Here is a 24,930-nt window from a genome sequence, read left to right as displayed (position 1 = left end):
TACACCAACTGTAAATGCAGCCGGTACGTATACATTGACTATTACTGATCCATTAAATGGATGTACTGCTACCGACGTAGCTTTAGTAACCTTAAATAATACGCCGCCTAATGTAAATGCAGGGGTTGATGTTCAGATATTATGTGGTCAAACTACTGCATTATTATCAGGATCTTCCTCTACAGCAGGAGCAACTTTCTCCTGGATTGCCAGCAATGGCGGAAACATTGTTTCTGGAGCTACAACAGCTACACCAACTGTAAATGCAGCCGGTACGTACACATTAACCGTTACTGATCCAGTAAATGGATGTACCGCTTCTGATGTGGTTCTGGTTACTAATCAAATTTGTGCATTTGAGGGTTGTACTTTAGGATACTGGAAAAACCATACTAATAGATGGTGTTCAAACTATACTCCTTCAATGTTGTTTGGAGATGTGTTTGTAAATGCACCGTCCAATCTTGCTGATTTAACTTTATTGCAAGCGCTGAATTTAGGTGGTGGAGGTATTTTTAATTTAGCTCGTCAAGGAGTAGCCGCTTTATTGAATACTTGTAGCGACGAAGTTGATTATCCGGCACCTTATTCTGATAGTCCGCAATCAGTTATAGATGCCGTTAATGCGGCCTATTTAGCAGGAGGAAGCGCACCTGGAAAATTAGCAACTCAATTGGATATTCTTAATAATTCAGGATGTCCGTTAGGAGGAACTAGTGCTACAAAAGGAGGAGATGGCTTGGGTGATAAAGCAAGTTTTGATGCCTATCCTGTTCCTTTCAAAGACCAACTTACTGTTAGATATAATTTTGATTATGTATCTGATGTAAAAATCGATGTACTTAATTCACAAGGTGTTTCAGTACTTTCAAAAATGGATAGTAATAGTTATTTGAACAAAGAAGTTACACTAAATCTTAATTCTCATGTAGATAGATCAGAAGTGTATGTTGTAAAAGTAACTACCAACAGAGGAAGTAGTGTGAAAAAAGTAATTTCTTCAAAATAGGTTGTAAATAATCATCTAGTCCAAAAAATAAACGGATTAGAGTATAAAATTAAACCTCGAAAGCTTTTGCTTTCGAGGTTTATTTATCCCTTTTTTTAAAATTGATTTTTAGATTGTTTTGTAAAGCCACTTCGTTGGTAAATAAAAAGAATTTAGTTATTGTTCCCCACAATAAAATATCCTTTTGATGAAGGAGTCTTCAATTTTTTTTTAAAGGTGTTTTTTAATACGGGAAGTTTATCGCTTCAATCGAAAAATTTTCTATTTTTCTTTTTTTAACTTATTTATTAATTTATAATTAAGGTTTTTAAGTTTCTTTTAAAGCCCCAACTTGGTTAATAAAAGGTAGTTTATTCCCCCAAAATAAAATATTCTTTTGACGATGGTTTACTTCATGAACTCTTATGGAGGTATTTCGTTTTATATGATTTTTTCTTTCCCAAGTTTACTGGTTTCCTATTTTTTAACAACTATGGAGTAAAATTACAATATTATGAAAAATACTACACTTCAGCAGTTTTTCGAAGCTTTATCGAGCAAAATAATTTGTTGCTTTTTATCGAAAAACAAAATTTCTACATTAAGTTCTTTAAAATTTAAAGGGAGAACCCTAATTGATTCTCGAGATGTATTGGGTAAAATAACTCGAGTTTCGTTGCTTTCTATATTGTGTTTCTTTGGTTTTTCAACAATAGTTGCACAAACAACACCGACACTTCCTCCTCAAGAAAGATGTACATCCAATGATTTGGAAATAGTGGGAGCCAGGATAATTACCCCAGCTTGTTTTGAATGTACAAGCGGTACTGCACTTTTTCCTTTAGAGTTATCAATTAATAATAAAACATCATCGTTTAGACCTACTTTTGCTTTTTGGGGAACTTTAGAGGTAACAAACGGTACTGTCGTTACTGAAACTTATATATCAGGTTGTAATGATGTTACAGGATTGCCGAAGAATAAAATTACATCAGTTACCTTCCAGGATATTTCTTACACCTGTGGTACTACCTTGAGATTAAAAAACTTATATTTAGCATGGACGGATGCTTCTAATGTAGTAAATCAAACAAGTGGTAACAGTTGTACTAATTTAACTACAAAGCTAGACTCTAAAGGCGTTTTAGATATTTCACCTAAATGCGGAACTCCTGAACCAGTTGATATTCAGACTCCACTTGTGGCCAGTGATGCACATGCAAATGTAAGTTGTTATGGTGGTAGTAATGGCACGGTTACACTTACTTTCAGTGGAGGGATACCCCCGTATTCGGTAAGCTTCAATGGAGGTGTATTTACTACTCCGGAAAATTCACCTAAAACTTACTCTGGTCTTTCAGCTGGCAGCTATACTTGGACTGTAAAGGATTCCAGAAGCCCAACAGCATGTATGAAATCTGGTTCTGAGACAATTGGTGGGCCATTGGTTGGCCTTGCTTTAGGGGCGTGCACTAAAACGGACGTTAGTTGTTCTGGTGGAGATGGTTCGGTAACAGCAGGAGCGGTAAGTAATGCAGTAGGTACTGTTAGTTACAGTTGGAAAAACTCTTCCAATGCAGTAGTAGGTACAACTTCTTCTGTTTCCACTCTAGCCGCTGGTACGTATACTTTGACAGTAAGTGATGGTTGTTCTTCTAGAACCTGTAGTGTGACAATAGGAGCACCACCTGCGATAAGTACACCAGCAGCAACAGTAACACAACCAACTTGCAGTACAGCAACCGGAACTGTTACTGTAACATCACTTGTTAGCGGTATAACGTATACACTTACGCAGGCAGGAATTTTAAAATACACAGCCGTTAGCGGTGTATTCAGTTTAGTAATTCCTGGTACGTACGCATTAGTTGCTACCAATGGCATTTGCAGTGCAACAGGTAGTATAGCTGTTAATTCTCAGCCGGTAACGCCATCAGCACCTTCATTAAAAATAACTCAGCCGTCACTTTGTGGGCCAGCAACTGGTAGTATCGAGGTTTGTAATCCTATTATTGGATACACTTACAAATTAAATGGTGCTAATCCAGGTGTTATGGCTGTGGCAAATGTGCCAGTTATATTCAGTAATCTTGCGGCAGGTTCTAATCCAAGTGTTACAGCTACGAGCCCAGCTAATTGTACTTCTTCTCCGGCTAATTGCAGTAGTGCAACGGCTACTTGTGCGGCACCCTCACAAGCTGCTAAAACTACTGAAGCCGTTGCGCCGATAGAAACAAAAACTGAAACTGCAGGTTTTACTACGTACCCTGTTCCTTTCAAAGATCAGCTTACCATAAGATATGATTTTGACTACAAATCGGATGTAAAAATAGAAGTGTTTGATTCACAAGGTATTTCGGTTCTTTCTAAATCCGATACCAATAGTTATTTGAATAAAGAAGTTACGCTTGATCTAAAATTGAATAGAGGAAGAGACCAAGTTTATGTTGTAAAAGTAACTACTAATCGCGGAAGCAGTATTAAAAAAGTAATTTCTTCTGAATAATTATAAAACTAATTTTAACTAAAAAGCATCCGTTTTCGCGGATGCTTTTTTTGTGCGCTAATTCGATATGCGACTGTCTAATAGTTAGTTTAACCCGTCGAATGTGATTAAAAAACGTCAGTTCGATTCAGGCATTTTGTTTCGTTATTTCGTACCGTCACTTCGAGTTTTTTGGCTTGAAATAAGATGTTTTGAAACGGGAGTTTAATAAGCCAAAAAGTATCGAGAAGCTTTTCATCACAAAAGCTTCTCGCCAAGTATCAATGAGAAGTTTTCCTTTGGCTTCGGGCCAAAAAGTATTCATGTGTGGAATCAATTCTTTCAAGGAATTACCAATTCCAAAAAAAAATATCATGCTGTTCTATTAACCGGCCTTCTGATGTACAGCCTAACATTATCATGTGTAATTTAAGTTCTTTTTCCATTTCCCAAAAGTGCATTATTTTTTAAAATAAACTTTGGCACAATTCATGAATAGAGTTTTAAAGTATAAATTATTAAAGCTATAACGAATGAAAAAAATTACCTTATTTTTAGTTTTCATCGGGATGATGACACTACAAAGTTGCGAAGTAACTGAAGTATATGATGATGTGGATAATGGCCCTAGAACAGAAGTGTTTGAAGTTACAACTTCATTCAATTCCAATAATAATTATAGTCGTTTGGTCGTATTTGATCCGCCACTTTACTCATCTGATTCCGTTTTAGTATATCATTTGTATGATACTGTAAATGGGCAAGATATTTGGAAATTAATGCCTCAAACGTATTATTTTAATGATGGAGGGGAATTAAATTTTAATTTTGATTATACTAGATTTGATGTTAAAATCTTTCTTTCGGCTAATTTCAGTCTTAATACTTTAGAGCCAAGCTGGACGCAAAGTCAAACTTTTAGAATTGTAATTATACCAGATGGTTTTGCCAAAACAGTTAATAAAAATAATATTGACTCCGTAATGTCAGCATTAAGTGTTAGCAAGACTGAGGTTAAGAAAATTGATTTGTAAAATATTCTTTTAATAAAAAAAGGAAATCTCACGATTTCCTTTTTTTATGCTTTTAATTCAGTTCATAACATTAATCAATATATTTTTGTCATATCGAACTCTTTAACTTCGTCCAGGATAAACTAAAATCGAGATACGATGAAGGTTTTCGACTGCGTTCGAACTGACGAATAGGGCTGATTTTAGCCAGTTTAAGGCTGAAAATATCAAAGACCTAGATGAATTACTATTGATTTTAACATGCGGTGATTGATGGAAAAACAATTCAAATATTTTAGATAAAAATTAGGAAAATATTTTTTTTTGTTTATTATTTTAGAGATATCTTTAATGGGAATTTAAAAAACCCATATTATGAAAAAAATAATTTCACTTTTAGCGGTTATCGGAATAACAATATTTTCAAGTTGTGAAGGACCAGAAGGAATACCCGGACAAGACGGGCAGGACGGATTAATAGCCGAGGTTATTGAAGTTACAAATGTTTCGTTTAGTTCATCAAATAATTTCACCAAAACGGTTCTGTTTGACCCACCTATTTTTGAGTCGGATGTGGTTTTAGTTTATAGACTTACAGGAGTGTTTCAAGGCAAAGATGTTTGGAAATTATTGCCAGAAACACATTACTCTCCTAGTGGAACCTTAAATTTTGGATTTGATTTTGATTTCACTGTAAACGATGTAGATATTTATTTAGTTGGGAATGATTTATCGACGGTTCCAAATGAATTTAAATCAAACCAAGTTTTAAGAATAATAATTGTCCCAGGAAGTTTTTCTAAAACTTTGAATACAAACAACTATGCAGAAGTTATCAAAGCATTAAATATTAATGAAAGTCAAATTCAAAAAATTAATTTTTAAGCTTTAATCATAAAAAAAGGAAATCGTGAGATTTCCTTTTTTTATGCGTTCTGTTTTTTTGAATTATTATACAAACTCTTTACTGCTTTTTCTAAGCGACACTGCAATTCCTATTATAAGTGATAATGCAATAAAAGCCAGCGAACCCCATTCCGGAATTTCAATAAAATCATGAAGTAGCATTTTTAATCCTACAAAACTCAAAATAGCAATAAGGCTGTATTCGAGATAGCTGAACTTTGCCAACATATTAGCCAAGAAAAAATACATGGATCGCAATCCTAAAATGGCAAAAATATTAGAGCTAAAAACTAAAAAGGGATCATTTGTTATCGCTAAAATTGCAGGAACACTGTCAATAGCAAAAACCACATCCATAACTTCAATAACTACAAGTGCCACAAAAAGAGGGGTTGCTGCTGTTATATGCCTTCTTTTTACAAAAAAATGCTCTTCATCAATATGATTTGAGATGGGCATTATTTTTTTGAGACTTTTATAAACAAAAGATTTTTTGGGTTCAAATTGTTCATCATCACCGCTAAATAGCATTTTCATAGCAGTGTAGATCAGGAATGCCCCAAAAATATACGTCATCCAAGAAAATTTGTTGATTAACATAACGCCAAAAAAGATCATCAAACCTCTAAAGACAATCGCACCCAATATTCCCCAAAATAAAACACGGTGTTGGTATTTTTGTGGAATTTTAAAAGCGGAGAAGATTATAGCGATGACAAATATGTTGTCTATGCTTAAAGATAATTCGATTAAATAACCGGTAATAAACTTTATGGATGCAGTTGCCGGTTTCAATGCATCAGGATTAGCAATGTAATTATTACTGTAAAGCCAATACACTACTCCTGAAAACATAAAAGATAATGTGACCCATATGGCCGTCCATTTACCAGCCTCTTTTGAACTTATAATATGTGGTGTCTTATTGAAAACACCCAAATCAAGAGCTAGAAAAATCATTACTGCTGCTAAAAAAGAAATCCAGACAATCATAAATAAAATATTTAAAGTTGTACAAAGATACTTTTTGGTTTTTTAACTTCCATAAATATTTAATCTAAAGTTTTTTTATAGAATAAATAGCGTTTTAATTTTTTGATGGAAAATAACAGTTAAAAAAAATAGCATCACTAAAATTATTATGTTGTTATTATTAAGCGTGTTTTTTAAGAATTTGATAAAATTAATTAATTACCCATAAAAAATAGAGGTAAAATTTCATAAAAGTAATAATTGAATTATATTTGCACCAAAATATTAGGGGTTTAATCTATAAAAATAATTTTTTATGTCAACATTACGTTTTCAAGCTTTGAGAGAAGCATCAAACAGAAAGCCTGTTCAATTTGAAGAAACCGATAGAAAATCAACTATTTTTGGTTCGAATGTGTTTAATGATAAAGCAATGAAGCAATATTTGACTTCGGATGCTTTTAAAGGAGTGCAAGGTGCTGTTCAGCATGGAACTAAAATAGACAGAAAATTAGCTGATTATATTGCCATGGGTATGAAAGAGTGGGCTCTGTCAAAAGGAGTAACTCATTATACACACTGGTTTCAACCACTTACAGGAACTACTGCTGAAAAGCATGACGCTTTTTTCGAAACATCTTATGATGGTAGCGATCCGGTAGAAAAATTTGGTGGTGCTCAATTAGTACAACAAGAGCCAGATGCATCTAGTTTCCCAAATGGAGGAATTAGAAACACATTTGAAGCAAGAGGATATACCGCTTGGGATCCAACATCTCCAGCATTTATTTTTGGAACTACTTTATGTATTCCAACCGTTTTTATTTCTTATACAGGAGAAGCTTTAGATTATAAAACACCTTTATTGAGAGCCTTGACTGTTATGGACGACGCTGCCACCGAAGTGTGTAAATATTTTGATAAAAATGTCAAAAAAGTTACGGCAACTTTAGGATGGGAGCAAGAATATTTCTTGATCGACAGATCATTGGCAGATTCTCGTCCTGACCTTATGATGACAGGAAGAACTTTGCTTGGACATACTTCTGCAAAAGGACAACAATTAGATGACCATTATTTTGGTTCTATTCCAACTCGTGCTTTAACGTACATGAGAGATTTAGAGCAAGAATGTATGTTGTTAGGAATTCCGGTTAAAACGCGTCATAACGAAGTGGCTCCAAATCAATTTGAATTGGCTCCTATTTTTGAAGAAACAAACTTAGCGGTTGATCACAACTGTTTATTAATGGATGTAATGCAAAAAGTGGCGGAACGTCATGATTTAAAAGTATTATTCCATGAAAAACCGTTCAAAGGAGTAAATGGTTCAGGAAAACACAACAACTGGTCATTGGCAACTGATACTGGAGTTAACTTATTAAGTCCAAGTAAAACGCCAATGAGCAACTTACAGTTTTTGACTTTCTTTATCAACACGATCAAAGCGGTTAATGATTATGAAGCATTATTGAGAGGAGCTATTGCTTCTGCAAGTAATGATCATAGATTAGGTGCAAATGAAGCGCCACCGGCAATTATCTCTGTGTTTATTGGGGGACAATTGACAAAAGTTTTAGCTGAATTAGAAGGTGTAACTCCAGGAAAATTATCTCCAGAAGAAAAAACAGATTTAAAATTAAATGTAGTGGGTAAAATTCCAGATGTACTTTTGGATAATACAGACAGAAACAGAACTTCACCATTTGCTTTTACAGGAAATAAATTTGAGTTCAGAGCCGTTGGTTCTACTGCAAACTGTTCAAATGCAATGACTACTTTGAATGCCATTGTAGCAAAACAATTGAGAGATTTCAAAAAAGAAGTTGATGCTTTGATCGAGTCTAAAGACATGAAGAAAGATGATGCGATCTTCAATGTATTGAGAGAATATATCAAAGTTTCTAAAAATATTCTCTTCGAAGGAGATGGATACAGCGATGCATGGGAAATCGAAGCAGGAAAAAGAGGTTTAAGCAACTTCAAAACAACGCCGCAAGCATTAAAAGCGAGAGCTTCAAAACAAGCTTTGGATTTGTTTTCTGAATTGGGTATCATGAACCACATTGAAGTGGAAGCGCGTTACGAAATTGAATTGGAAGAGTACACTAAGAAAATTCAAATTGAAGGTAGAGTTTTAGGTGATATTTCTAAAAATCACGTAATTCCTACTGCAATTCGTTACCAAAATACTTTAATTGAAAACGTTAAAGGATTGAAAGATATTTTTGGAGCTGAATTTGAATCGATTGCCAAAGAGCAAATCATCTTAATCAGAGAAATTTCGGGCCATATCGAAGGAATCAATTCTAAAGTTGAAGCGATGACAAACGAAAGAAAGAAAGCAAATATTTTGACTGATGCCCAAGAAATGGCTGAAGCATATTGTGATTCAGTAAAACCATATTTTGAAGTAATCCGTGAGCACTGCGATAAACTAGAATTATTAGTTGACAATGAATTATGGACATTGACTAAATACAGAGAATTGTTGTTTACAAAATAAAAGATTTTTTTTTTAATTTCACCCGATCCGCTTTTATAGTGAATCGGGTGTTTTTTTTATACGATTTTTTTTATTTGTGCGTTATTTCAGAATAAAATATAACTTTTTATACTATGAGAATAAAGATCCTTTTGGTTTTGTTGTTTTTTAAAACAATGACTTTATTCGCTCAAGATAAACTGGTTTTATTTTTTGATTTTAACCAAGATATAATTAATGAAAAATCACAACATGATTTTTGTAAATGGTTAGAAAATTCAAAAGGCAAAGAAGTTTTAAAGATTCAAGGGTATTGTGATAGCATAGATTCCAATTCTTATAACAAGGAATTATCTTTTCGAAGAGCTAATAACGTACTCGCACTTTTAGAATTTAATAAAGTTCATCTGAGCGAGAAACTTGAATTATACGGTTTGGGAGAGGACTTTCAACAATTAAAAAATCAAAGCGATAACCGAAAAGTTTTAGTTTATTACCAAGATAAGACATCCATCAAGAAAAAAACGGATAATGAGAATTTAACTTTTGAAAATGCCCAAGACAAAGAAGTTTCAGTTAATGAAATAAAAAATAATGTTTCTCTGATTGAAAAAGTTAATAAAGCTAAAGTAGGAGATTTAATAAAACTCGAAAATCTAAATTTTTATTTTAATTCAGAAAAAATAATTACAGAATCAGAACCAATTCTTTCAGATCTTCTTCATGTTTTAAAAATGAATCCTCAATTAAAAATTTATGTTTACGGACATATTTGTTGTAATGAGAATCCAAATGACGTAAAACTTTCCTACAGAAGATCAAAATTTGTATTTGATTATTTAATAAGAAATGGAATTGCCACTTCAAGATTGGGTCATAGAGGATTTGGAAGCAGCAGGCCTATATATGCGTTGCCAGAAAAAAATGAAGCAGAACGAATTGCTAACAGAAGAGTCGAGATTCTTGTCGTGAAAAAATAGTGTTATGCTGTAACATAATAACAAACGTTTTATATAGAAAATGCCTTTCCGTTTTGGATTGGCATTTTTTTTAAACCCAGATTCCACATTAGACTTCGTGACGAAGCTAAATTATTTAATAAAACAAGGGCTCACGGACAATTTTTAAAGAAGGAATACTTTTGTCTTTCAATTTTAAAAATTGGAGTAAGTACTTGGTTTTGAAGAAGAATTTAGATGCAGTAGATTTCTAATGCGGAATTTGGGTTAAAGTTAAATACATTTAATTTTAGTTTGCTAAACTGTTTCTTCTGCGGTTGTCGGGTCAATGATTGCTGATATTCGATTTATGGAATTTGCAGGAAAACCACCTTGTTTCGCATGTTCACGAATCATTTCCTCATTTGGTGCAATATAAGTACAATAGATTTTGTCAGCGGTTACCTGGCTGTTAACCCACTGGATTTGGGGTCCCATTTTACCCAACACTCCACAAGAAGTTTGCGAAATAGCTTTCAATTGTTCGGCGCTAAATTTACCGGCACCGGGAATCTCTCTTTCAATTACATATTTAGGCATGATGTTGTTGTTTAATTTCCGACTCATAAGGCTTTTCGGCAAGGCCCCGTTTTTTATAGTGGTCGCTGGTTTCCACTTTTCTAAGTTTAATTCATGGTTTAAAATTTGTTAAACTTTTAGAGGTAATTTATTGATGAACTTCAATTAAAATCAATATAAATTTAGGATAATACCGATTAAGATAAACGGTATTTAGATGTTGATTTTTACATGTAATAATCTAGTATAGAAAACATTACAACAAATTTAATGAAATAAAACTACACTTTATAGACGGATTGTAGATTTAACGAAACACTTGATAACCCCATAGGCAAAACCCAAAAAAATAATTATCTTTGCCGCACAACTACCTGCCATAAAGCAGGCTTCACAACTATACTACATGAGTTCAGATACTTCAAAAAGATATGCGCTTCGCGGTGTTTCGGCATCCAAAGAAGATGTTCATAATGCGATAAAAAATATTGATAAAGGATTATTTCCACAAGCTTTCTGCAAAATTGTCCCTGATTATTTAACGCAAGATGAAGAATATTGTTTAATCATGCATGCTGATGGAGCTGGAACTAAATCCTCTTTGGCTTACATGTATTGGAAAGAAACAGGAGATATTTCCGTTTGGAAAGGCATTGCTCAAGATGCTTTAATCATGAATATTGACGATTTATTGTGTGTAGGAGCAACGGATAATATTTTGCTTTCGTCCACTATTGGAAGAAATAAAAATTTGATTACCGCCGAAGTAATTTCAGCAATTATCAACGGAACCGAAGAGCTAATTAAAGAACTGGATTCTTTTGGTGTAACCATTCATTCAACAGGTGGTGAAACGGCAGATGTTGGCGATATTGTTCGGACTATAATTGTAGATTCAACAGTAACAGCTCGTATGAAACGTTCTAAAGTTATTGATAATGCTAATATTCAAGCAGGTGACGTAATTGTAGGATTGGCTTCTTTTGGTCAGGCCAATTACGAGAAAAGCTATAATGGCGGGATGGGAAGCAACGGATTAACATCGGCGCGTCATGATGTTTTCGGGAAATATTTGGCAACCAAATATCCGGAGAGTTACGATGCTGCAGTTCCTGAGGAATTAATCTATTCCGGACAAGTAAAATTGACGGATGCAGTTGAAAATTCACCAATAGATGCCGGACAATTAGTGCTTTCGCCTACCAGAACGTATGCGCCAATTATCAAGAAAATTTTAGACCAATATTCTTCTAATGAAATTCACGGAATGGTGCATTGCAGTGGAGGAGCGCAAACTAAAATTTTACATTTTGTAGAAAACCTGCACATTATAAAAGACAATTTATTTCCGGTCCCTCCATTATTCCAGTTGATACAAGAACAATCTAAAACAGATTGGAAAGAAATGTACCAAGTATTCAATTGTGGACACAGAATGGAAATTTATGTTCCGGAAGCAGTTGCCCAAGATATTATTGCGATTTCAAAATCATTTAATGTTGATGCACAAATTGTAGGTAGAGTAGCGGCAGCCGATACCAAACAACTGACGATTACCAGCGAATACGGAACTTTCGAATATTAAAAAATAAAACAAAATACTATGTACGAATTGGTTTTTTGGAAATATCTTGAGGGAATTTATCTCAACCATCACTTAGTTTATGAAACTATTGTAGAAGAGCAAGCCGAAATTAATGGTCTTGAAGAACTTCCTGTTCAAGTTATCTTGAATAGAATCGCTTCTGTATTCTCAAAATGGGAAAAAGTAGACGATAAGAGTTGGAAAAATAACACTGGTGTGGGTGCTTTTCACATCAGAACGACTCCCCAAAGTATAAAAATTGATTGTTATGGTACTGAAGGAAAGACAATGGATACTTTAGTGAATATAATGGAAGAATTCAAGTGTCCGCTGTATGATCCACAAGTTCCGGAACGTTATGACGAAATGAGTGAATAATTTTTTTAGGAGCTAATCCAGCGCTCCGTTACAATCCTCCCTTAAAAAAAATATTTTTCTAAATCCTGAAAGGAGCTTCCGTTGGTCGCTCTTTCAGGACAAGAAAAATTATTTGTTTGCAGTCCGGGATTTTCACTTCGATCTGGGCTAAGACGATCAGTGATTTATAACCGAGATTAGCTAAATTGAATCAGCGTTTATTTTATAGCTGGTTTATTTAAAAGAATTGGCTCCCCAAAACCAATTTGCTCTAGCTTTTTCAATTGCGTTTCAGCATCGCCTACCACTAAATAGATCATTTTATCAGCATTCAAATACTTCTCTGAAAGCTTTTTTATGTTTCCAATAGTGCTGTTTTTTACAATGCTTTCCTGTTTTTTTGCATAATCATCAGCGTAATTATAGTTGCTGATGTCATAAAGCATTTCCAGTTTAGCCGAAAGCGTTTCAAATGCTCTCGCATTACTTTTGATTAAATATCCTTTAGTCACTTCAAGATCATTCTCGTTGAAATTTTTCCCGTATTGCGCTACAATTTCTTTTATCAAACTAACGGATTCAAACGTTACATTAGAACGTACACCACTAGAAATAGTAAATGGACCTTTGTTGGTTGAACCATCAAATGACGAACCAATGCCATACGTATATCCTTTTCCTTCACGCAATTGTTGCGTAAACTGAGAGGCAAAACCACCACCGCCCAAACGATAATTCATTATTTGAGCGGGATAAAAATCAGCATCAGTAGCGGCAAGAGCAGGATAACCAATTCGGATTACAGATTGTTTTGCGCCCGGAACATCGTAAAAATAAATTTTTGAGGAGGCTACCGTATTTGCAGTTGCTATTTTAGGAATCGTAACTTTTTTAGCCTCCCAGTTTTTATTTAAAGTCGCTAATGAATTAATCACATCCGTTTTTGAAATAGCACCAACAATCTGAAAATCAGAAACAGATGGCGAACTATTTTTAGAATAATAATTTTTCAAATCATCAATAGTGATGCTGTTTACAGAGTTTTCGGTACCGATGCGGTTGTTGGATAAAATAGATTCTTTTCCATGAATTAATTTTTTGAATTCATTTCTGGCAATACTATTTGGATCTGCTTTCTGTTGTAGAATTTGGCTTAAAGTACTTTGTTTAATCAAATCAAATTCCTTTGCATCCCAACGGGGTTGTAACACTATTTCCTGAACTAATGCCATAGTCGCATTGTAATTCTTTGCCAGTGTGTTTCCTGAAATAAAAATGGCTTCATCAGTCGCATACGCTTTAATTGTGGCCCCCAGACTTTCAATAGCATTCTCCAGTTGCTCCGGAGTTTTGTTTTTTGTGCCTTTTGTCATCAGTTCAGCCAGCATAGTTGAAACTCCTGTTTTATTTGTTTCTTCAAGTAACATTCCACCTTTAATTTGCAATTGAAATTGAACAAGAGGTACTTCTTGGTTTTCAATACCAAAAACGTTTAAACCGGATGACAACTTATTTTTCCACACCAACGGTAATTTTACATCAGGGCTTTCTCCATAAACGGGTTCCACACTTCGATCAAATTTAGAAGGTGTTTTTTCATACGTTGCAACAATGCTGGCATCAAATGAATCTTCTTTTCCTTCAATGATTTTTTCCTCAACAACGGGTGCTAATAGGGAACCGTTCAAGATTAAATTGGCTTCTCCTTTTGGCACAAAACTTGTGGCTACAAAGTGTTTTCCTTTGACGTATTTTTGATACACGCGCATCACATCTTCGGTAGTAACCGCCAAAATATTTTTTACATCTTGGTTGATATAATCCGGAGTTCCTGCAAAAATTTCATATTGTGCCAGTTGAAACCCTTTTCCTAATACGCTGGATAGATTTGTGTAAAAAGCAGTTTCTTGTCCCGCTTTAATTCGATTTAAATCCTGTTGCGAAATTCCTTCGGATTCAAAGTTTTTAAAAGCTTCGTTTACACCATTCATTACTTCATTCAAATTTGTTTTTTCAAAAGCAGTAACACTTAACATATACTGACCCGCTATTTCTGAATTGTATTGGAAAACGTCAGCGGCATCCGTTATTTTTTTGTCTTCTACGAGGGTTTTGTATAAAGGTGCTTTTTTACCTTTTGAAAGATAACTGGCCAAAACTTCCAAGGCATAACTGTCAGGATGGTATTCGTAAACCGAAGGCCATGTTAGTGTTAATTGTGGTAAACGGGCAAAATTATCTTCATAATACAGTTTTTTAGTTTGGGTCAATGTTACAGACTGCTTCTCCATTTTAGGAATAGCTTCTCCACGTTTTATTTCTCCAAAGTATTTTTCGACCCAAGCTTTTGTTTGTTTGACATCAAAATCTCCTGCAATAGTTAGCGTAACATTATTAGGTACATACCAGCGATTGTAAAAACTTTTTACATCTTCAAGCGTCGCATTTTGTAAATCTTCTAAGGAACCAATGACATCCCAGCTATACGGATGCGTTGCCGGGTATAAACTTTTAGAGATTACAGAAAAGTTGTGTCCATAAGGTCTGTTGTCATAACTCTGTCTTTTCTCATTTTTAACCACTTGTTTTTCTTTGGCTAAAACGGGTTCTGTTACGGTATTGATGAAATAGCCTAATTTATCAGCTTCGGCCCAAATCATTTTTTCTAAAGCGTCTTTAGGAACAGTCTGAAAATAATTTGTACGATCTCTGCTGGTAGAGCCATTGGCGCCAGAGCCTCCAATTCGGGCACTCATTTTATCCAATCCTCCTTTTCCCAAGTTTTCAGATTCCAAGAAAAGAAGATGCTCAAATAAATGGGCAAATCCGGTGCGACCCTCTTTTTCTCTCGCAGATCCTACATGGCTGGTCAAAGCAACAGCAACAACTGGGTCAGATCGATCAATATGCAAGATTACATGCAGACCGTTTTCTAGGGTGAACTGTTCAAATTCTACTTTAAATTCTTTTGATTTATCCGTTTTACTTTGATTTTGGGAATAGGAACTGAATGCCGTAAAAAGAACTAAATGGAGGATAAAAAACTGGATTGATTTCATTGTTTAATTTTTAAAATTGGATTTCGTAGTTGTTTAGTTAAACTAATTCTTTGCTACCGATAACGAAATTAAGAAAATAAAAATAATAAATCTCTAAATCGGAAGAAGTTAAATGTAGAGATTTGCATTAATTTTACGACTTGATTTAAAATTATTCCTCTGTCGAAAATTTGATTTTAATATTTGAATAAAGAGATTAAAATTCATTGATTTTTTTAATCAGAACGGTATTAGTAACGTCCGATAAAATGAAAGAGCCTTAAGTATTTAGGATTTTTTTAGGCATAAATAAGTATAAGTATGAACACGAATTTCCCCAAAAACACCATTTTAGAAGATGAAACTGTTTTACTGCGCCCATTATTGGAATCAGATGTTGAAAACTTATTAGAGATTTCCCTCAACGAACCGGAGACTTGGGAGTATTCTTTAGTTCGTGCCAATGTAAAAGAAAATCTTGAAAATTATATTCAAATTGCCTTAAAAGCAAGGGAAAATAAAACCGAATTTCCCTTCATCGTTTTCGATAAAAAATCAGGAAAATATGCTGGAAGTACTCGTTTTTACGATATCAATTTAGAATTCAAAACACTTCAATTGGGGTATACTTGGTACGGTAAAGCGTTTCGAGGAACTGGGTTAAATAAGCATTGTAAATTTCTATTATTACAATTTGCCTTCGAAACATTAGGAATGGAACGCGTAGAATTTAGAGCTGACAATAATAACCAGCAAAGTATTGCGGCCATGAAAAGCATCGGTTGTAAAGTAGAAGGAGTGTTGCGCAATCACATGCCTACTTTTGGAAGTGAAGTTCGTCGCGATAGTATTGTATTAAGTATCTTAAGAAACGAATGGTTTGATGCCGTTAAAGAGAATTTGAAAAGGAAATTATAGGGCAAAAGTTATTGGTTCCCAGATTCCGTTTATTGTTTAAATCATCGAATCGGCACTGCTTTTTTGTAGACTATTAATTGTCTGTATTTTGATTCTGTTTCTTTCAGATCTTCCTCCATTTGTTTGTATTTGCTAATGTCCTTTATCGTTACTACAGCTGTTAGCACTAGGTTGAGGATAAATCCAATGATTGTTTTTTTTCTAAAGAAATTTCTATAGTCATACGGTATAAAAATTAAATAGCAGTAGTCACGATATTCAGAATTTAAAATTTAATATAAGTGAATGAAAGTTAGCTAATTGAATTAGCCAGTAATTTTTTAAGATTTGTTGTTAAGTTAGGAGTGGATTTATTCTAATTTTAAGAGTAAATCGGAAGGCTTTTTTCAATAAGAGACAGAGAATTTAAAACAGCAAAAAGCCATGAATTACTCATAGCTTTTTATATTAATAGCTCACTATTTTAGGCGCTGTTTGCAAAACTGCGCTGACGATTGTTTTATATCAGCATGGTCGGGTTGCCAGAAACCGCTGTTAGGCTTCGTTGTTTTTTACTTATACTTTTCCGTTATATTTTGGGTCAAAATCCACCATCCATTCAATACCGAATTTGTCTCTAAACATCCCAAAATAGGAACCCCAAGGACTATCGGTAATAGGCACTTCAATATTTCCGCCTGCTGAAAGTCCGCTAAATAACTTGTCGGCTTCTTCACGACTTGCTGCGCTAATAGATATTTTAGATCTGTTTTCATTTTCATTTACTCGACCCATACTTTCTGGAACGTCATTGGCCATTAGAATATTTTGGCCAATAGGCAGAGCAATGTGCATTATTTTTTCTGCTTCGTTTTCTGCTACTGGAAATTCAGGGCTTGATATGTCTTTGAAACGCATAATCTTTGCGAACTCTCCGCCAAATACGGATTTGTAAAAATGGAATGCTTCTTCGGCATTTCCGTTGAAGTTAATGTGAGGATTGATAAGTGCCATAATTTTATTTTTTAAGTTGTTAAATGGTTTACTTTCTTAAAATTTTATCCAAAGCCTTTCCTTTTGCTAATTCATCTACCAACTTGTCTAAATATCGTACCTGTTGTGTTAATGGATTTGCAATTTCTTCCACCCGATAGCCGCAGATTACACCAGTTATCAGTTGAGCGTTAGGGTTTATAATTGCATTCTTAAAGAATTTTTCAAAGGTTACTTTTTCATCAATGTAATTTTGAAGGCTTTTGTCATCATAACCAGTGAGCCATTCAATTACTTGATGTAATTCTTCTTTCGTTTTGCCTTTCTTCTCCACTTTTGCGAGATAATGAGGATATACCGAAGTGAATGTCATTTTCGCAATACGCTCATCGTGATTATTTGTGTTATTCATTTCCTATTTGTTGTTATTTTTGGAGTCGTATTAGAATGACGCACAATTTTCCCTTGCTACTAGTGGTATGGGACTAAATTAAGCCCATTATTCGGATTTGCCACCCGAGCGATAGCGAACAGGCGAAGCAAATCATCCCAAATACAAAACCGACTTCCCATTAAGTCAATTATCCAAATCCGTTGTAGTAGCTTTTGTGCGCTGGCTTTTTATTTATTTATTTTCGTATCATTAATTTTGTTAAATCAATCTTTCCGCAAGGGATTTCTTTATTGTTAACTCTGTAAAAAAGATTTTGCCCTCTCAAGCTAAGCCCTGTTCGTAATGTACCTTCGCCTACTCTTTGATTAGAGAGCGTTACGACATAAAAATCAGTTGATTCCTTAGGTTTAATAGTCTTTTTTAAGGAAGATGATTTATCGATATTATTATCTAAAAAAGATTTTAAAGGCAGACCATAGTCGGGCAGCGACGACTTCTCGATTGTAATTTGCTCAGAAGAAATAAGTAATTTCATATAGTTTCCCGCTGGTGTAATTTCAAATACTTCTGAAGGAAAATCAATTTTCAATTCTAAAGGACTAATTGTTTCATTGGTTACTCGAGTCCAAAATATAGCATAAATATATTTCTTACCATTAGGATTAGTGTAGTGAATATTACTTTTTGGAAAGCTGTTTTGTATTATCAGCCGTGCACCGTTAGACTCGTGATATTCATGTTTAGTATAATAATTTTCAGTATCGTCATGCCTTTTGTACTCTACTTTTTTTATAGAGTTTAAAGGTTTTTCTGGCGTTGAATTACTACTTTGCTTACAGGAAAAAAGCCCTGCTGTTGCCATTATCAATATTATTATACTTCTCTTCATTTTAGGTACACTTTTAAGTTTGCGCACAACGTCCTGTGGTTTTGCGACGGTTGCGGAAAACACCCACAAACTCTTCGGATAATCACGGATATCGAAAGTACAAAACAATATTCAAAGTCAAGACTTAAACCCCAATTTCTTGAAGCCGCTGTTAGCTGTGCGGACCTTGATAGCTTTATGTTGTCAATCTAAATAGAATAAGATTTGGATTATTTTCGACTGCATCTTCCAATTTCTTAAAATTTAATTTTTGAAGAAGTCTAGTAGAGCTTTGATTATGTTTATGCGTTATTGCATCTATCGTTTTTAGTCCAAGTGTTTCAATTGCATATCCTATAACCTTCTTCGCAGCTTCGATCATAATTCCTTGACAATTATATTCAGTAAGAAGTTCATATCCAATTTCACATTTCTTTAAACCGCCTAAGAAGTCAAATAGACAAATTGTACCAATTAATTTATCTTCGCCAGTTTTTGTAATTGTCCAATAAAAAAGTTCATTGCTTTCATCTTCAATTATACTTTTGATGAAATTTAAGGCATCTTCTAATGTTTTGCTCGGTTTCCTGTCAAGAAATTTATTTATTTCTGTATTCGAGCGTAGTTGCAATATTTCTTCGGAATCATTTTTTGAAAGTTTCCGAAGCGTCAACCTTTCGGTAATCAATATTGGGAAAGTTTGCAAGTTCTTATTCATTTTTGTTTTAAAGACGGTTTTTTTGCCTGACAGCTAACGTCCGGTGGCTTGGCGAGGTTGGGGACTAAATTAAGATTTATTTTCGGATTATTACTAAACTTTTCAAGTACAAAACCATCTTTAAATTCAGCCTAAAACCCCAATCTTGCCAAACGGCTGTTACCTGCTGGCGTATTTTCCGTACTACACTTTCCGTTAAAATTTATAACTATATCCAAGCCTTATTACTTGTGTTTCGTAATAGTCATTACTTGTATAGTTAAAACTTTGTCCGTTGATTTCTTTTTTGATTATCATTGTGTTTAGCAAATCTGTAGCGTTAAAAAAGAGTTCGCCTTTCCCTTTTTGAATTGCTTTTTTTAGCCCAAGGTCTAATGAAAACCTTGATTTAATTTTTCCTTGTGGAATTATATCGGGTGCTAAATAAATTGTTGTTAATTGTACATCTATGTTTTTAGGAAAATGAAACGTATTGTTCAATTTTATGTTTCCAGAATATATTTCTTGTTTGTCTGCTGAAAAAGTATGTGTAGTTGGATATTTGTTTTCAACTGTAAATGCATCAATTTGATTTCTGTATGCGTTTAGATTAATATTGAATGAGTACAATTTAGAAATTTCTTGTGCTAAAACCATTTCAATTCCTGTGTTGTAACTTTTATTTACGTTTTGAAATGTTGCATAAATTAAATTACTTGGTGGAACAGTACTTGAAATCCTTGTAATTGTACCATCAGCAAATCGGTGATAAATAGCGTTGTATAAACTTCCTTTTTCCCAACTTTTTTTATATCCCAATTCTATCGAATTGGTAAATTGTGGTCGCAATGCAGGATTCCCCACTTTTATAATTTCTGCGTCATCATATTTTGGAAAAATACGAATATCAACTTCATTTGGTCGGTCAACTCTTCGGTTGTAGAAAACGGAAACTTTATTGTTGTCGTTAATTTTGTATGCCAAACGTAAATTTGGAAACGGTTGGGTATAATTATAACCATCACTTTGATATACTATATGGTTAGGATTAACTTCATATTGAATTTTTACATACTCAATTCGTAATCCTAATTCGGCTTCCCATTTTTTGTTTTCAAAAATGTAGTTTCCATAAACGGCAGGAATTAATTCTTTGTAAGTTGCCCAACCGCCTGCATTGGTGTCTAATACAGAATTCACACCTGGTATAAATTGCATATTTGTCGGTATATTTCTGTTGCGAAGTTTTATGCCTGTTTCAATTCGTCCGTATTTAAGTGGTTTTATGTAGTCAAAATTAAAATCATAAACTTGTTCGTCAGACAATAATTTAAACGCATCGGTTCCTGTGGAAGTTGGCAAATAATTGTCGTAAAAATATTTTTCGTCTTCTCTGTGAAAAGTGTAATTTAAACCAATATTTAGCAAATGTCCTGCTTCTTTAAATTTGTGTTGATAGCTGGCAGTTGCCATTATGGTTGTTTTTAATTCATCTTCTAAAAACTGCCAAAGTCTGTTTCGTTGTGAAAAATCGCTATTAAAAAAGGGTTGGTCGCCTCTGTCAATTATTTTTTCACTTCCAAAAAGTCCGGAAATAGTCAAAGAATTTTCGTCGTTAATTGCATAATCAAAACCACTTTTCAATGTCGTAAAATGTGTGTTTCTGTTGCGTTTTAATTGTGAATTTATGACTTCGCCATTGTCGTAATTTCTTATTACAAATTCATTTTTGTTGAGCGTTTCAGTATATAAATAATCGCCTTGAAAAAAGACATTGACTTTGTTTTTTCTATAATTGAGTGAAACGCTTGGGTTGATTTTTGGCGTAAAAGTATATTGTGGTCTTATGGTTGGTAAATTTTCTTTTCGTACCCAAAGTGAACCAACACCTGTTGTAAAACCAAACTTTCCATTAAAACCATCTTTTTTGTTTTTTTTGTAAATAATATTGATAATTCCTGCATTTCCATTTGCATCATATTTGGCAGAAGGATTGTTAATAATTTCAATTTTTTCAATGGCAGATGCAGGAATATTATCTAAGCCTGTTTGGTTTCCAAAACCTGTCAATGCTGTTTGTTTACCGTCAATTAACACTGTTACTTTATCGTTTCCTCGCAATTGTACTTTTCCGTCTTGTACTGTAACACTTGGTAAATTTTGCATTGCTTGTAATACCGAACCACCACTTTGACTGATATTGTCTTTCAAAGAAAATGTTTTTTTATCCATTTTCTCACTTATCTCGGCTGTTTTTCCTGTTACAACAACTTCTTGCAAAGATGTTGATTCTTCATCTATCTCAATGTTTTTAATGTCAAGATATTCTGTTAGATTACCCACGAACAGCGATTGTTTTGTTGTTTTGTAGCCGATAAAAGAAACCTCTAAAAGGTAATCGCCTGACTTTACTTTTGATAATGAAAATCGCCCTTCTTCGTTGGTAACTGTCCCACTTACAAAAGAGCTATCTTTTTCAGTTTTCAAAACTACGTTTACAAAAGGCAAAACAGCTTTGCTGTTTTTGTCTTTAATAATACCCGAAACGGTTACGCTAGTTTGTGCGTTTGATATTGAGAAGAATGAAAGTTGTAAAATCAAAAAATACAGTATTTTTTTTGATGCTTTTTGTAGAGACATTTTTGATCAATTTGTAAATTATACTGCAAAGAACGTGAGTAACAACGAGTAAATAACAAAAGACAAGTGCAGAATAATTTTTTTGTACAAATTAGTTGTTTTGTGCAAGATTTTTTTTGAATTGAGTTGGTGTTAAACCTTTGTATTTCTTGAATATAGCATTAAAAGAAGATTTAGAATTAAAACCTACCTCTGTGGCAATTCCTAAAAGTGTAAATTGATTATTTTGGTCGTTTTTTAGGCGTTTTATAAATTCTTCTACTCTGTATTCATTGATGAAATCTTGGAAATTTATTTTCATATGTTCATTTAAAACTTCCGAAATATACTGTTTTGGGATATTGAGTTCGTTTGAAACATCTTGAATGGATAATTTCCCATTTAAGTATAATTTATCCATTTCCATTGAATTAATTAAATCAGACTTATGTTGTTCAATCAGTTTTGTGTTTAGTTTAGAATTTTTGTATTTGCTTATTTCGTTTTTCGGCAAAATATCTTTCCCTTTGCTTAATAATTTAAAAGAAATAAAATAGAATAAAAATGCGACAATTAATAAAAGATAGGAGTTAAAGTTTTGATTACTGAAAAAAGACAATTCTTCTAATCCTATTATTTTAAGAACATCATTTATACAAGAAAATACTAATAAAATAACAATTGGAATAACAAAATAAGTGGTCCAAATTCTTCTTTTATCTGTAAAAACGGAATATAAGATTAAGCCTAGATAAATCACAAAAGTTATTTCCATAAGTACTTCAAGAATTTCAATATTCAAGTTTTCTTTGGGTAATTTTATTTCAAGTACTTCAAGAATTAAATAAAAAATGTTGGGAAGAAAAAATAGATAATTGGATTTTATAAATTTTTTTCTTTCGTTTTTGTAATACTTGAAAAACAAAAAAAGAAAGGTTACAAATAAGGTGTTATCAAAAAGAAACCAATCTGTATCTTTAACAAACAGATTGTTTTTGTCATCACCCAAGATGTAAAGCAAAACAGAGATTAAACCTCCAAAGAGCAACCAAAAAGTAGTTTTTTTGTAATCTTTTCGATTTGTAAACAAAATAATAAGAACAAAAATTCCTTGTATTAAAGCAATGATTTGAATTGTTTGGAGCATTGTTTTATTTAAGTTTTTTGGGCAAATGTAGCACAATTTTTGTTGTTTTTTCTGCTTTTCGTGTCGCTCGGAACGCTTGCAGGTAACGTCCCGGGGCTTCACGCAGGTGGGGATTAAATTAAGATTTATTTTTCGGTTAAACACAAATTTCCCAAACACAAGACCAACTTTAAATTAAGCCTAAAACCCCAATCTTGCCAAACGGCTGTTAGCGGCTGGCATTCTTGTTTACTATGAGTTAGATATGATTACTGATTTAGTGAATTTAATTTTATTATCAATAATAGAATCCCAATCCCAAAGTTGCATTTTATCTAATAAAAAATCTCTCGTAAAAATTTCATCTATTTGCTCAAAACCTATCCAGTCAAACCCGTCATGCTCTTCAGATATACGAATTTTATCTGTTTTCACTTCACTGAAATATATAATACCTGTAATTTGACAATTTTCATCATGTATGTAATTCCAAGTATCAATCACTTTGATAGGTATTATCTCAATTCCGAGTTCTTCAAATATTTCCCTTTTTAGTGATTCTTCAGCTGTTTCACCAAATTCCATTTTACCACCAGGTAAGTCCCATAATTTTTGACCATTTTCGAAGTTGTAAACGGCTAAAAACTTATTGTTATTAACAATAAGGGTTTTTATAGAAAAGAATATTTTTTTCTCCATTTTTAATTCAGCGTTTTTGGAATTATTTAGTTCTTTCAAAAGATCAAAATGTTTAACTTTTAGTCTTTCGTCAACTTCATTATGCTTGCCACTAACGTGTCGCCCATTTGCGCAGGAGCGGAAATAGAGGCAGAGTACTCTCTGCTAAGATAAGATTTTCTTGGAAAAAAAATCATCCAACCATCTACAGACCAGCTCTTGCGAAAATGGGCTGTTAGCTGATGGTCTATAGTTTCCTTGCCAAATCTATAAAAGCGCTGAAATTTTTATCCATCATTACCATTCCTCCGTCTTGTGGATTTTCTAGTTTATATCTTCCTTTTGCAGAACCATTTAAAGCGTAATCGTGTCCTTCAATCGTAATTACACACCAATGTTGATTTCTACATTCTATAACTACTTCATCAGCGTAGAATGGCCAATCTCCATCGTAATCTGACTTCAAGATTTTTTTTGATTTGAAATTTGGATTTAGCTTTCTTTCAAGTTCGTCTACCAATGTCCGTTTGTGAACTTTTCTTGGTGCTTGATTATATCTTGTCGTCATTTTTCTATAATCCTTGTTTCCAAAGTCTTTCTCGTATAACATACCAAAGTCGAAAAATGAACTTACCGACATTTGTTTAGCTTTTCCACCTAAACAATCAAAAATGAATTGCCTTGATAAAGCAGAAATAAATTTTTCAAAAATTATTATTATGATGCTATTTAATTTGTAAAAAACTTCATGTTCAGTTTCATTACTAAATAATTTATTTAATAATTTTTCATCTTTGAACAAATATTTATTTTCGAATTTATTCCATAGTTCTTTTGTATTTAAGGGTTTTTGCTTACTCTCAGTAATTAAATCGAAATTATAATATCTTGATTTTTTTCCGAATTCTGAAATGATAAAAAGTAATTCTTTTAACTCTTGATTCTGCTTTAAAAAAGTCTCATCCTCTAAGTATTGAGGTCGATCAAATTTATAGAAATAGTTGTTTAAAATTTCTTCTAATAAAGATTCAAGGTTATGTCCGAGATTTTTCAAATAATTAAAATCCGGATATCTACCGTTTATATTTTCAAATGCCAAACAGATGTATGATTTCATAAATCTTTCAAAACCTTGTGACAAAAGCTGGAAAGGCAAAAAATGGAAACTATTATTTAATGACAAATTTTGAATTTCACCAAAGCCTAAATTGATTAATTTTTGCGAAGTTTCAAGTTCTTCGAGTAAGGCAGTATATTTAATTATTTCTTTTGGATCGTAATTCATTCGTCATGGTTTTCAAGACTATCAGCT

Annotated in this window: 21 protein-coding genes; 9 read left to right on the top strand and 12 right to left on the bottom strand. The window is 33.3% G+C overall.

Going from position 1 to position 24,930, the window contains the following annotated elements:
- Positions 1-1,009 (top strand): T9SS type A sorting domain-containing protein (locus E0I61_RS16170; protein WP_132072660.1); only part of this gene is annotated, 1,009 nt, incomplete at its 5' end.
- A 493-nt stretch (positions 1,010-1,502) separates the two neighbouring features.
- A complete protein-coding gene (locus tag E0I61_RS16165; RefSeq protein ID WP_132072659.1) occupies positions 1,503-3,494 on the top strand; it encodes a T9SS type A sorting domain-containing protein in 1,992 nt (663 codons plus the stop codon).
- Between the two features lie 157 nt (positions 3,495-3,651).
- Here E0I61_RS16165 and E0I61_RS16510 read toward each other — a convergent pair whose 3' ends face one another.
- Positions 3,652-3,849, bottom strand: a complete 198-nt coding sequence (locus E0I61_RS16510; RefSeq protein ID WP_235832147.1) for a DUF1543 domain-containing protein — start codon at positions 3,847-3,849, stop codon at positions 3,652-3,654.
- Between the two features lie 157 nt (positions 3,850-4,006).
- On the opposite strand from E0I61_RS16510, the gene E0I61_RS16155 reads away from it, so the two are divergent.
- Together E0I61_RS16155 and E0I61_RS16150 are read left to right on the top strand one after the other, a co-directional pair.
- Entirely contained in the window at positions 4,007-4,507 is a 501-nt protein-coding gene (locus E0I61_RS16155; RefSeq protein ID WP_131992498.1) for a hypothetical protein, read from the top strand.
- A gap of 354 nt (positions 4,508-4,861) precedes the next feature.
- Positions 4,862-5,371 (top strand): hypothetical protein, encoded by a 510-nt coding sequence (locus E0I61_RS16150; protein ID WP_131992501.1) that lies wholly within the window; start codon positions 4,862-4,864, stop codon positions 5,369-5,371.
- 66 nt (positions 5,372-5,437) lie between these two features.
- Here E0I61_RS16150 and E0I61_RS16145 read toward each other — a convergent pair whose 3' ends face one another.
- Positions 5,438-6,385: a TerC family protein gene (locus tag E0I61_RS16145; protein ID WP_131992504.1), complete on the bottom strand. Its 948-nt coding sequence runs from the start codon at positions 6,383-6,385 to the stop codon at positions 5,438-5,440.
- 295 nt (positions 6,386-6,680) lie between these two features.
- On the opposite strand from E0I61_RS16145, the gene E0I61_RS16140 reads away from it, so the two are divergent.
- Both E0I61_RS16140 and E0I61_RS16135 read left to right on the top strand, forming a co-directional pair.
- Positions 6,681-8,870, top strand: coding sequence for a glutamine synthetase III family protein (locus tag E0I61_RS16140; RefSeq protein WP_131992507.1), 2,190 nt, complete (start codon positions 6,681-6,683; stop codon positions 8,868-8,870).
- A 155-nt stretch (positions 8,871-9,025) separates the two neighbouring features.
- On the top strand, positions 9,026-9,829 hold the full coding sequence (locus E0I61_RS16135) for an OmpA family protein (RefSeq protein WP_165930239.1): 804 nt from the start codon (positions 9,026-9,028) through the stop codon (positions 9,827-9,829).
- 276 nt (positions 9,830-10,105) lie between these two features.
- Here E0I61_RS16135 and E0I61_RS16130 read toward each other — a convergent pair whose 3' ends face one another.
- Positions 10,106-10,414: a DUF4242 domain-containing protein gene (locus E0I61_RS16130; protein WP_235832146.1), complete on the bottom strand. Its 309-nt coding sequence runs from the start codon at positions 10,412-10,414 to the stop codon at positions 10,106-10,108.
- 358 nt (positions 10,415-10,772) lie between these two features.
- Between E0I61_RS16130 and E0I61_RS16125 the strand changes: the two genes are divergently transcribed.
- Positions 10,773-11,951 (top strand): AIR synthase related protein, encoded by a 1,179-nt coding sequence (locus tag E0I61_RS16125; RefSeq protein WP_132072657.1) that lies wholly within the window; start codon positions 10,773-10,775, stop codon positions 11,949-11,951.
- Positions 11,952-11,969: 18 nt separating this feature from the next.
- The gene (locus E0I61_RS16120; RefSeq protein ID WP_131992519.1) at positions 11,970-12,329 is read left to right on the top strand and encodes a hypothetical protein; all 360 of its coding nucleotides are present in this window, start codon (positions 11,970-11,972) and stop codon (positions 12,327-12,329) included.
- 197 nt (positions 12,330-12,526) lie between these two features.
- Here the strand turns inward: E0I61_RS16120 and E0I61_RS16115 are convergent, their stop codons facing one another.
- Positions 12,527-15,367 (bottom strand): M16 family metallopeptidase, encoded by a 2,841-nt coding sequence (locus tag E0I61_RS16115; RefSeq protein WP_132072656.1) that lies wholly within the window; start codon positions 15,365-15,367, stop codon positions 12,527-12,529.
- 300 nt (positions 15,368-15,667) lie between these two features.
- Between E0I61_RS16115 and E0I61_RS16110 the strand changes: the two genes are divergently transcribed.
- Positions 15,668-16,264, top strand: a complete 597-nt coding sequence (locus E0I61_RS16110; RefSeq protein WP_132072655.1) for a GNAT family N-acetyltransferase — start codon at positions 15,668-15,670, stop codon at positions 16,262-16,264.
- Between the two features lie 555 nt (positions 16,265-16,819).
- On the opposite strand, the gene E0I61_RS16105 is transcribed toward E0I61_RS16110, so the two are convergent.
- The 8 genes from E0I61_RS16105 to E0I61_RS16070 all read right to left on the bottom strand — a co-directional run bounded on the left by E0I61_RS16105 (position 16,820) and on the right by E0I61_RS16070 (position 24,903).
- Positions 16,820-17,257 (bottom strand): VOC family protein, encoded by a 438-nt coding sequence (locus E0I61_RS16105; RefSeq protein ID WP_131992528.1) that lies wholly within the window; start codon positions 17,255-17,257, stop codon positions 16,820-16,822.
- A gap of 28 nt (positions 17,258-17,285) precedes the next feature.
- Positions 17,286-17,648 (bottom strand): DUF2200 domain-containing protein, encoded by a 363-nt coding sequence (locus tag E0I61_RS16100; RefSeq protein ID WP_131992531.1) that lies wholly within the window; start codon positions 17,646-17,648, stop codon positions 17,286-17,288.
- A gap of 217 nt (positions 17,649-17,865) precedes the next feature.
- Positions 17,866-18,519 carry a hypothetical protein gene (locus E0I61_RS16095; protein ID WP_132072654.1) on the bottom strand — a complete coding sequence of 218 codons (654 nt, stop codon included), beginning with the start codon at positions 18,517-18,519 and terminating at the stop codon, positions 17,866-17,868.
- Between the two features lie 175 nt (positions 18,520-18,694).
- Positions 18,695-19,216, bottom strand: coding sequence for a GNAT family N-acetyltransferase (locus tag E0I61_RS16090; protein ID WP_131992546.1), 522 nt, complete (start codon positions 19,214-19,216; stop codon positions 18,695-18,697).
- 195 nt (positions 19,217-19,411) lie between these two features.
- Positions 19,412-21,835: a TonB-dependent receptor domain-containing protein gene (locus tag E0I61_RS16085; protein ID WP_132072653.1), complete on the bottom strand. Its 2,424-nt coding sequence runs from the start codon at positions 21,833-21,835 to the stop codon at positions 19,412-19,414.
- A gap of 91 nt (positions 21,836-21,926) precedes the next feature.
- Positions 21,927-22,961, bottom strand: coding sequence for a helix-turn-helix domain-containing protein (locus E0I61_RS16080; protein WP_132072652.1), 1,035 nt, complete (start codon positions 22,959-22,961; stop codon positions 21,927-21,929).
- A gap of 231 nt (positions 22,962-23,192) precedes the next feature.
- Positions 23,193-23,678: an NUDIX hydrolase gene (locus E0I61_RS16075; RefSeq protein ID WP_132072651.1), complete on the bottom strand. Its 486-nt coding sequence runs from the start codon at positions 23,676-23,678 to the stop codon at positions 23,193-23,195.
- A gap of 187 nt (positions 23,679-23,865) precedes the next feature.
- Entirely contained in the window at positions 23,866-24,903 is a 1,038-nt protein-coding gene (locus tag E0I61_RS16070; protein ID WP_132072650.1) for a hypothetical protein, read from the bottom strand.
- Between the last annotated feature and the right edge of the window lie 27 nt (positions 24,904-24,930).

Source organism: Flavobacterium ranwuense, assembly GCF_004349315.1.
GTDB lineage: Bacteria > Bacteroidota > Bacteroidia > Flavobacteriales > Flavobacteriaceae > Flavobacterium > Flavobacterium ranwuense.
Note: the sequence above shows the minus strand (reverse complement) of the source record. Positions and strands in the feature narration are given on the sequence as shown.

What these genes read in the sequence shown, in the direction of transcription:
- E0I61_RS16165 (WP_132072659.1), top strand. Translation starts at nt 1,503, where the DNA reads ATGAAAAATACTACACTTCAGCAGTTTTTCGAAGCTTTATCGAGCAAA.
- E0I61_RS16510 (WP_235832147.1), bottom strand. Translation starts at nt 3,849, where the DNA reads ATGATATTTTTTTTTGGAATTGGTAATTCCTTGAAAGAATTGATTCCA.
- E0I61_RS16155 (WP_131992498.1), top strand. Translation starts at nt 4,007, where the DNA reads ATGAAAAAAATTACCTTATTTTTAGTTTTCATCGGGATGATGACACTA.
- E0I61_RS16150 (WP_131992501.1), top strand. Translation starts at nt 4,862, where the DNA reads ATGAAAAAAATAATTTCACTTTTAGCGGTTATCGGAATAACAATATTT.
- E0I61_RS16145 (WP_131992504.1), bottom strand. Translation starts at nt 6,385, where the DNA reads ATGATTGTCTGGATTTCTTTTTTAGCAGCAGTAATGATTTTTCTAGCT.
- E0I61_RS16140 (WP_131992507.1), top strand. Translation starts at nt 6,681, where the DNA reads ATGTCAACATTACGTTTTCAAGCTTTGAGAGAAGCATCAAACAGAAAG.
- E0I61_RS16135 (WP_165930239.1), top strand. Translation starts at nt 9,026, where the DNA reads ATGACTTTATTCGCTCAAGATAAACTGGTTTTATTTTTTGATTTTAAC.
- E0I61_RS16130 (WP_235832146.1), bottom strand. Translation starts at nt 10,414, where the DNA reads ATGAGTCGGAAATTAAACAACAACATCATGCCTAAATATGTAATTGAA.
- E0I61_RS16125 (WP_132072657.1), top strand. Translation starts at nt 10,773, where the DNA reads ATGAGTTCAGATACTTCAAAAAGATATGCGCTTCGCGGTGTTTCGGCA.
- E0I61_RS16120 (WP_131992519.1), top strand. Translation starts at nt 11,970, where the DNA reads ATGTACGAATTGGTTTTTTGGAAATATCTTGAGGGAATTTATCTCAAC.
- E0I61_RS16115 (WP_132072656.1), bottom strand. Translation starts at nt 15,367, where the DNA reads ATGAAATCAATCCAGTTTTTTATCCTCCATTTAGTTCTTTTTACGGCA.
- E0I61_RS16110 (WP_132072655.1), top strand. Translation starts at nt 15,668, where the DNA reads ATGAACACGAATTTCCCCAAAAACACCATTTTAGAAGATGAAACTGTT.
- E0I61_RS16105 (WP_131992528.1), bottom strand. Translation starts at nt 17,257, where the DNA reads ATGGCACTTATCAATCCTCACATTAACTTCAACGGAAATGCCGAAGAA.
- E0I61_RS16100 (WP_131992531.1), bottom strand. Translation starts at nt 17,648, where the DNA reads ATGAATAACACAAATAATCACGATGAGCGTATTGCGAAAATGACATTC.
- E0I61_RS16095 (WP_132072654.1), bottom strand. Translation starts at nt 18,519, where the DNA reads ATGAAGAGAAGTATAATAATATTGATAATGGCAACAGCAGGGCTTTTT.
- E0I61_RS16090 (WP_131992546.1), bottom strand. Translation starts at nt 19,216, where the DNA reads ATGAATAAGAACTTGCAAACTTTCCCAATATTGATTACCGAAAGGTTG.
- E0I61_RS16085 (WP_132072653.1), bottom strand. Translation starts at nt 21,835, where the DNA reads ATGTCTCTACAAAAAGCATCAAAAAAAATACTGTATTTTTTGATTTTA.
- E0I61_RS16080 (WP_132072652.1), bottom strand. Translation starts at nt 22,961, where the DNA reads ATGCTCCAAACAATTCAAATCATTGCTTTAATACAAGGAATTTTTGTT.
- E0I61_RS16070 (WP_132072650.1), bottom strand. Translation starts at nt 24,903, where the DNA reads ATGAATTACGATCCAAAAGAAATAATTAAATATACTGCCTTACTCGAA.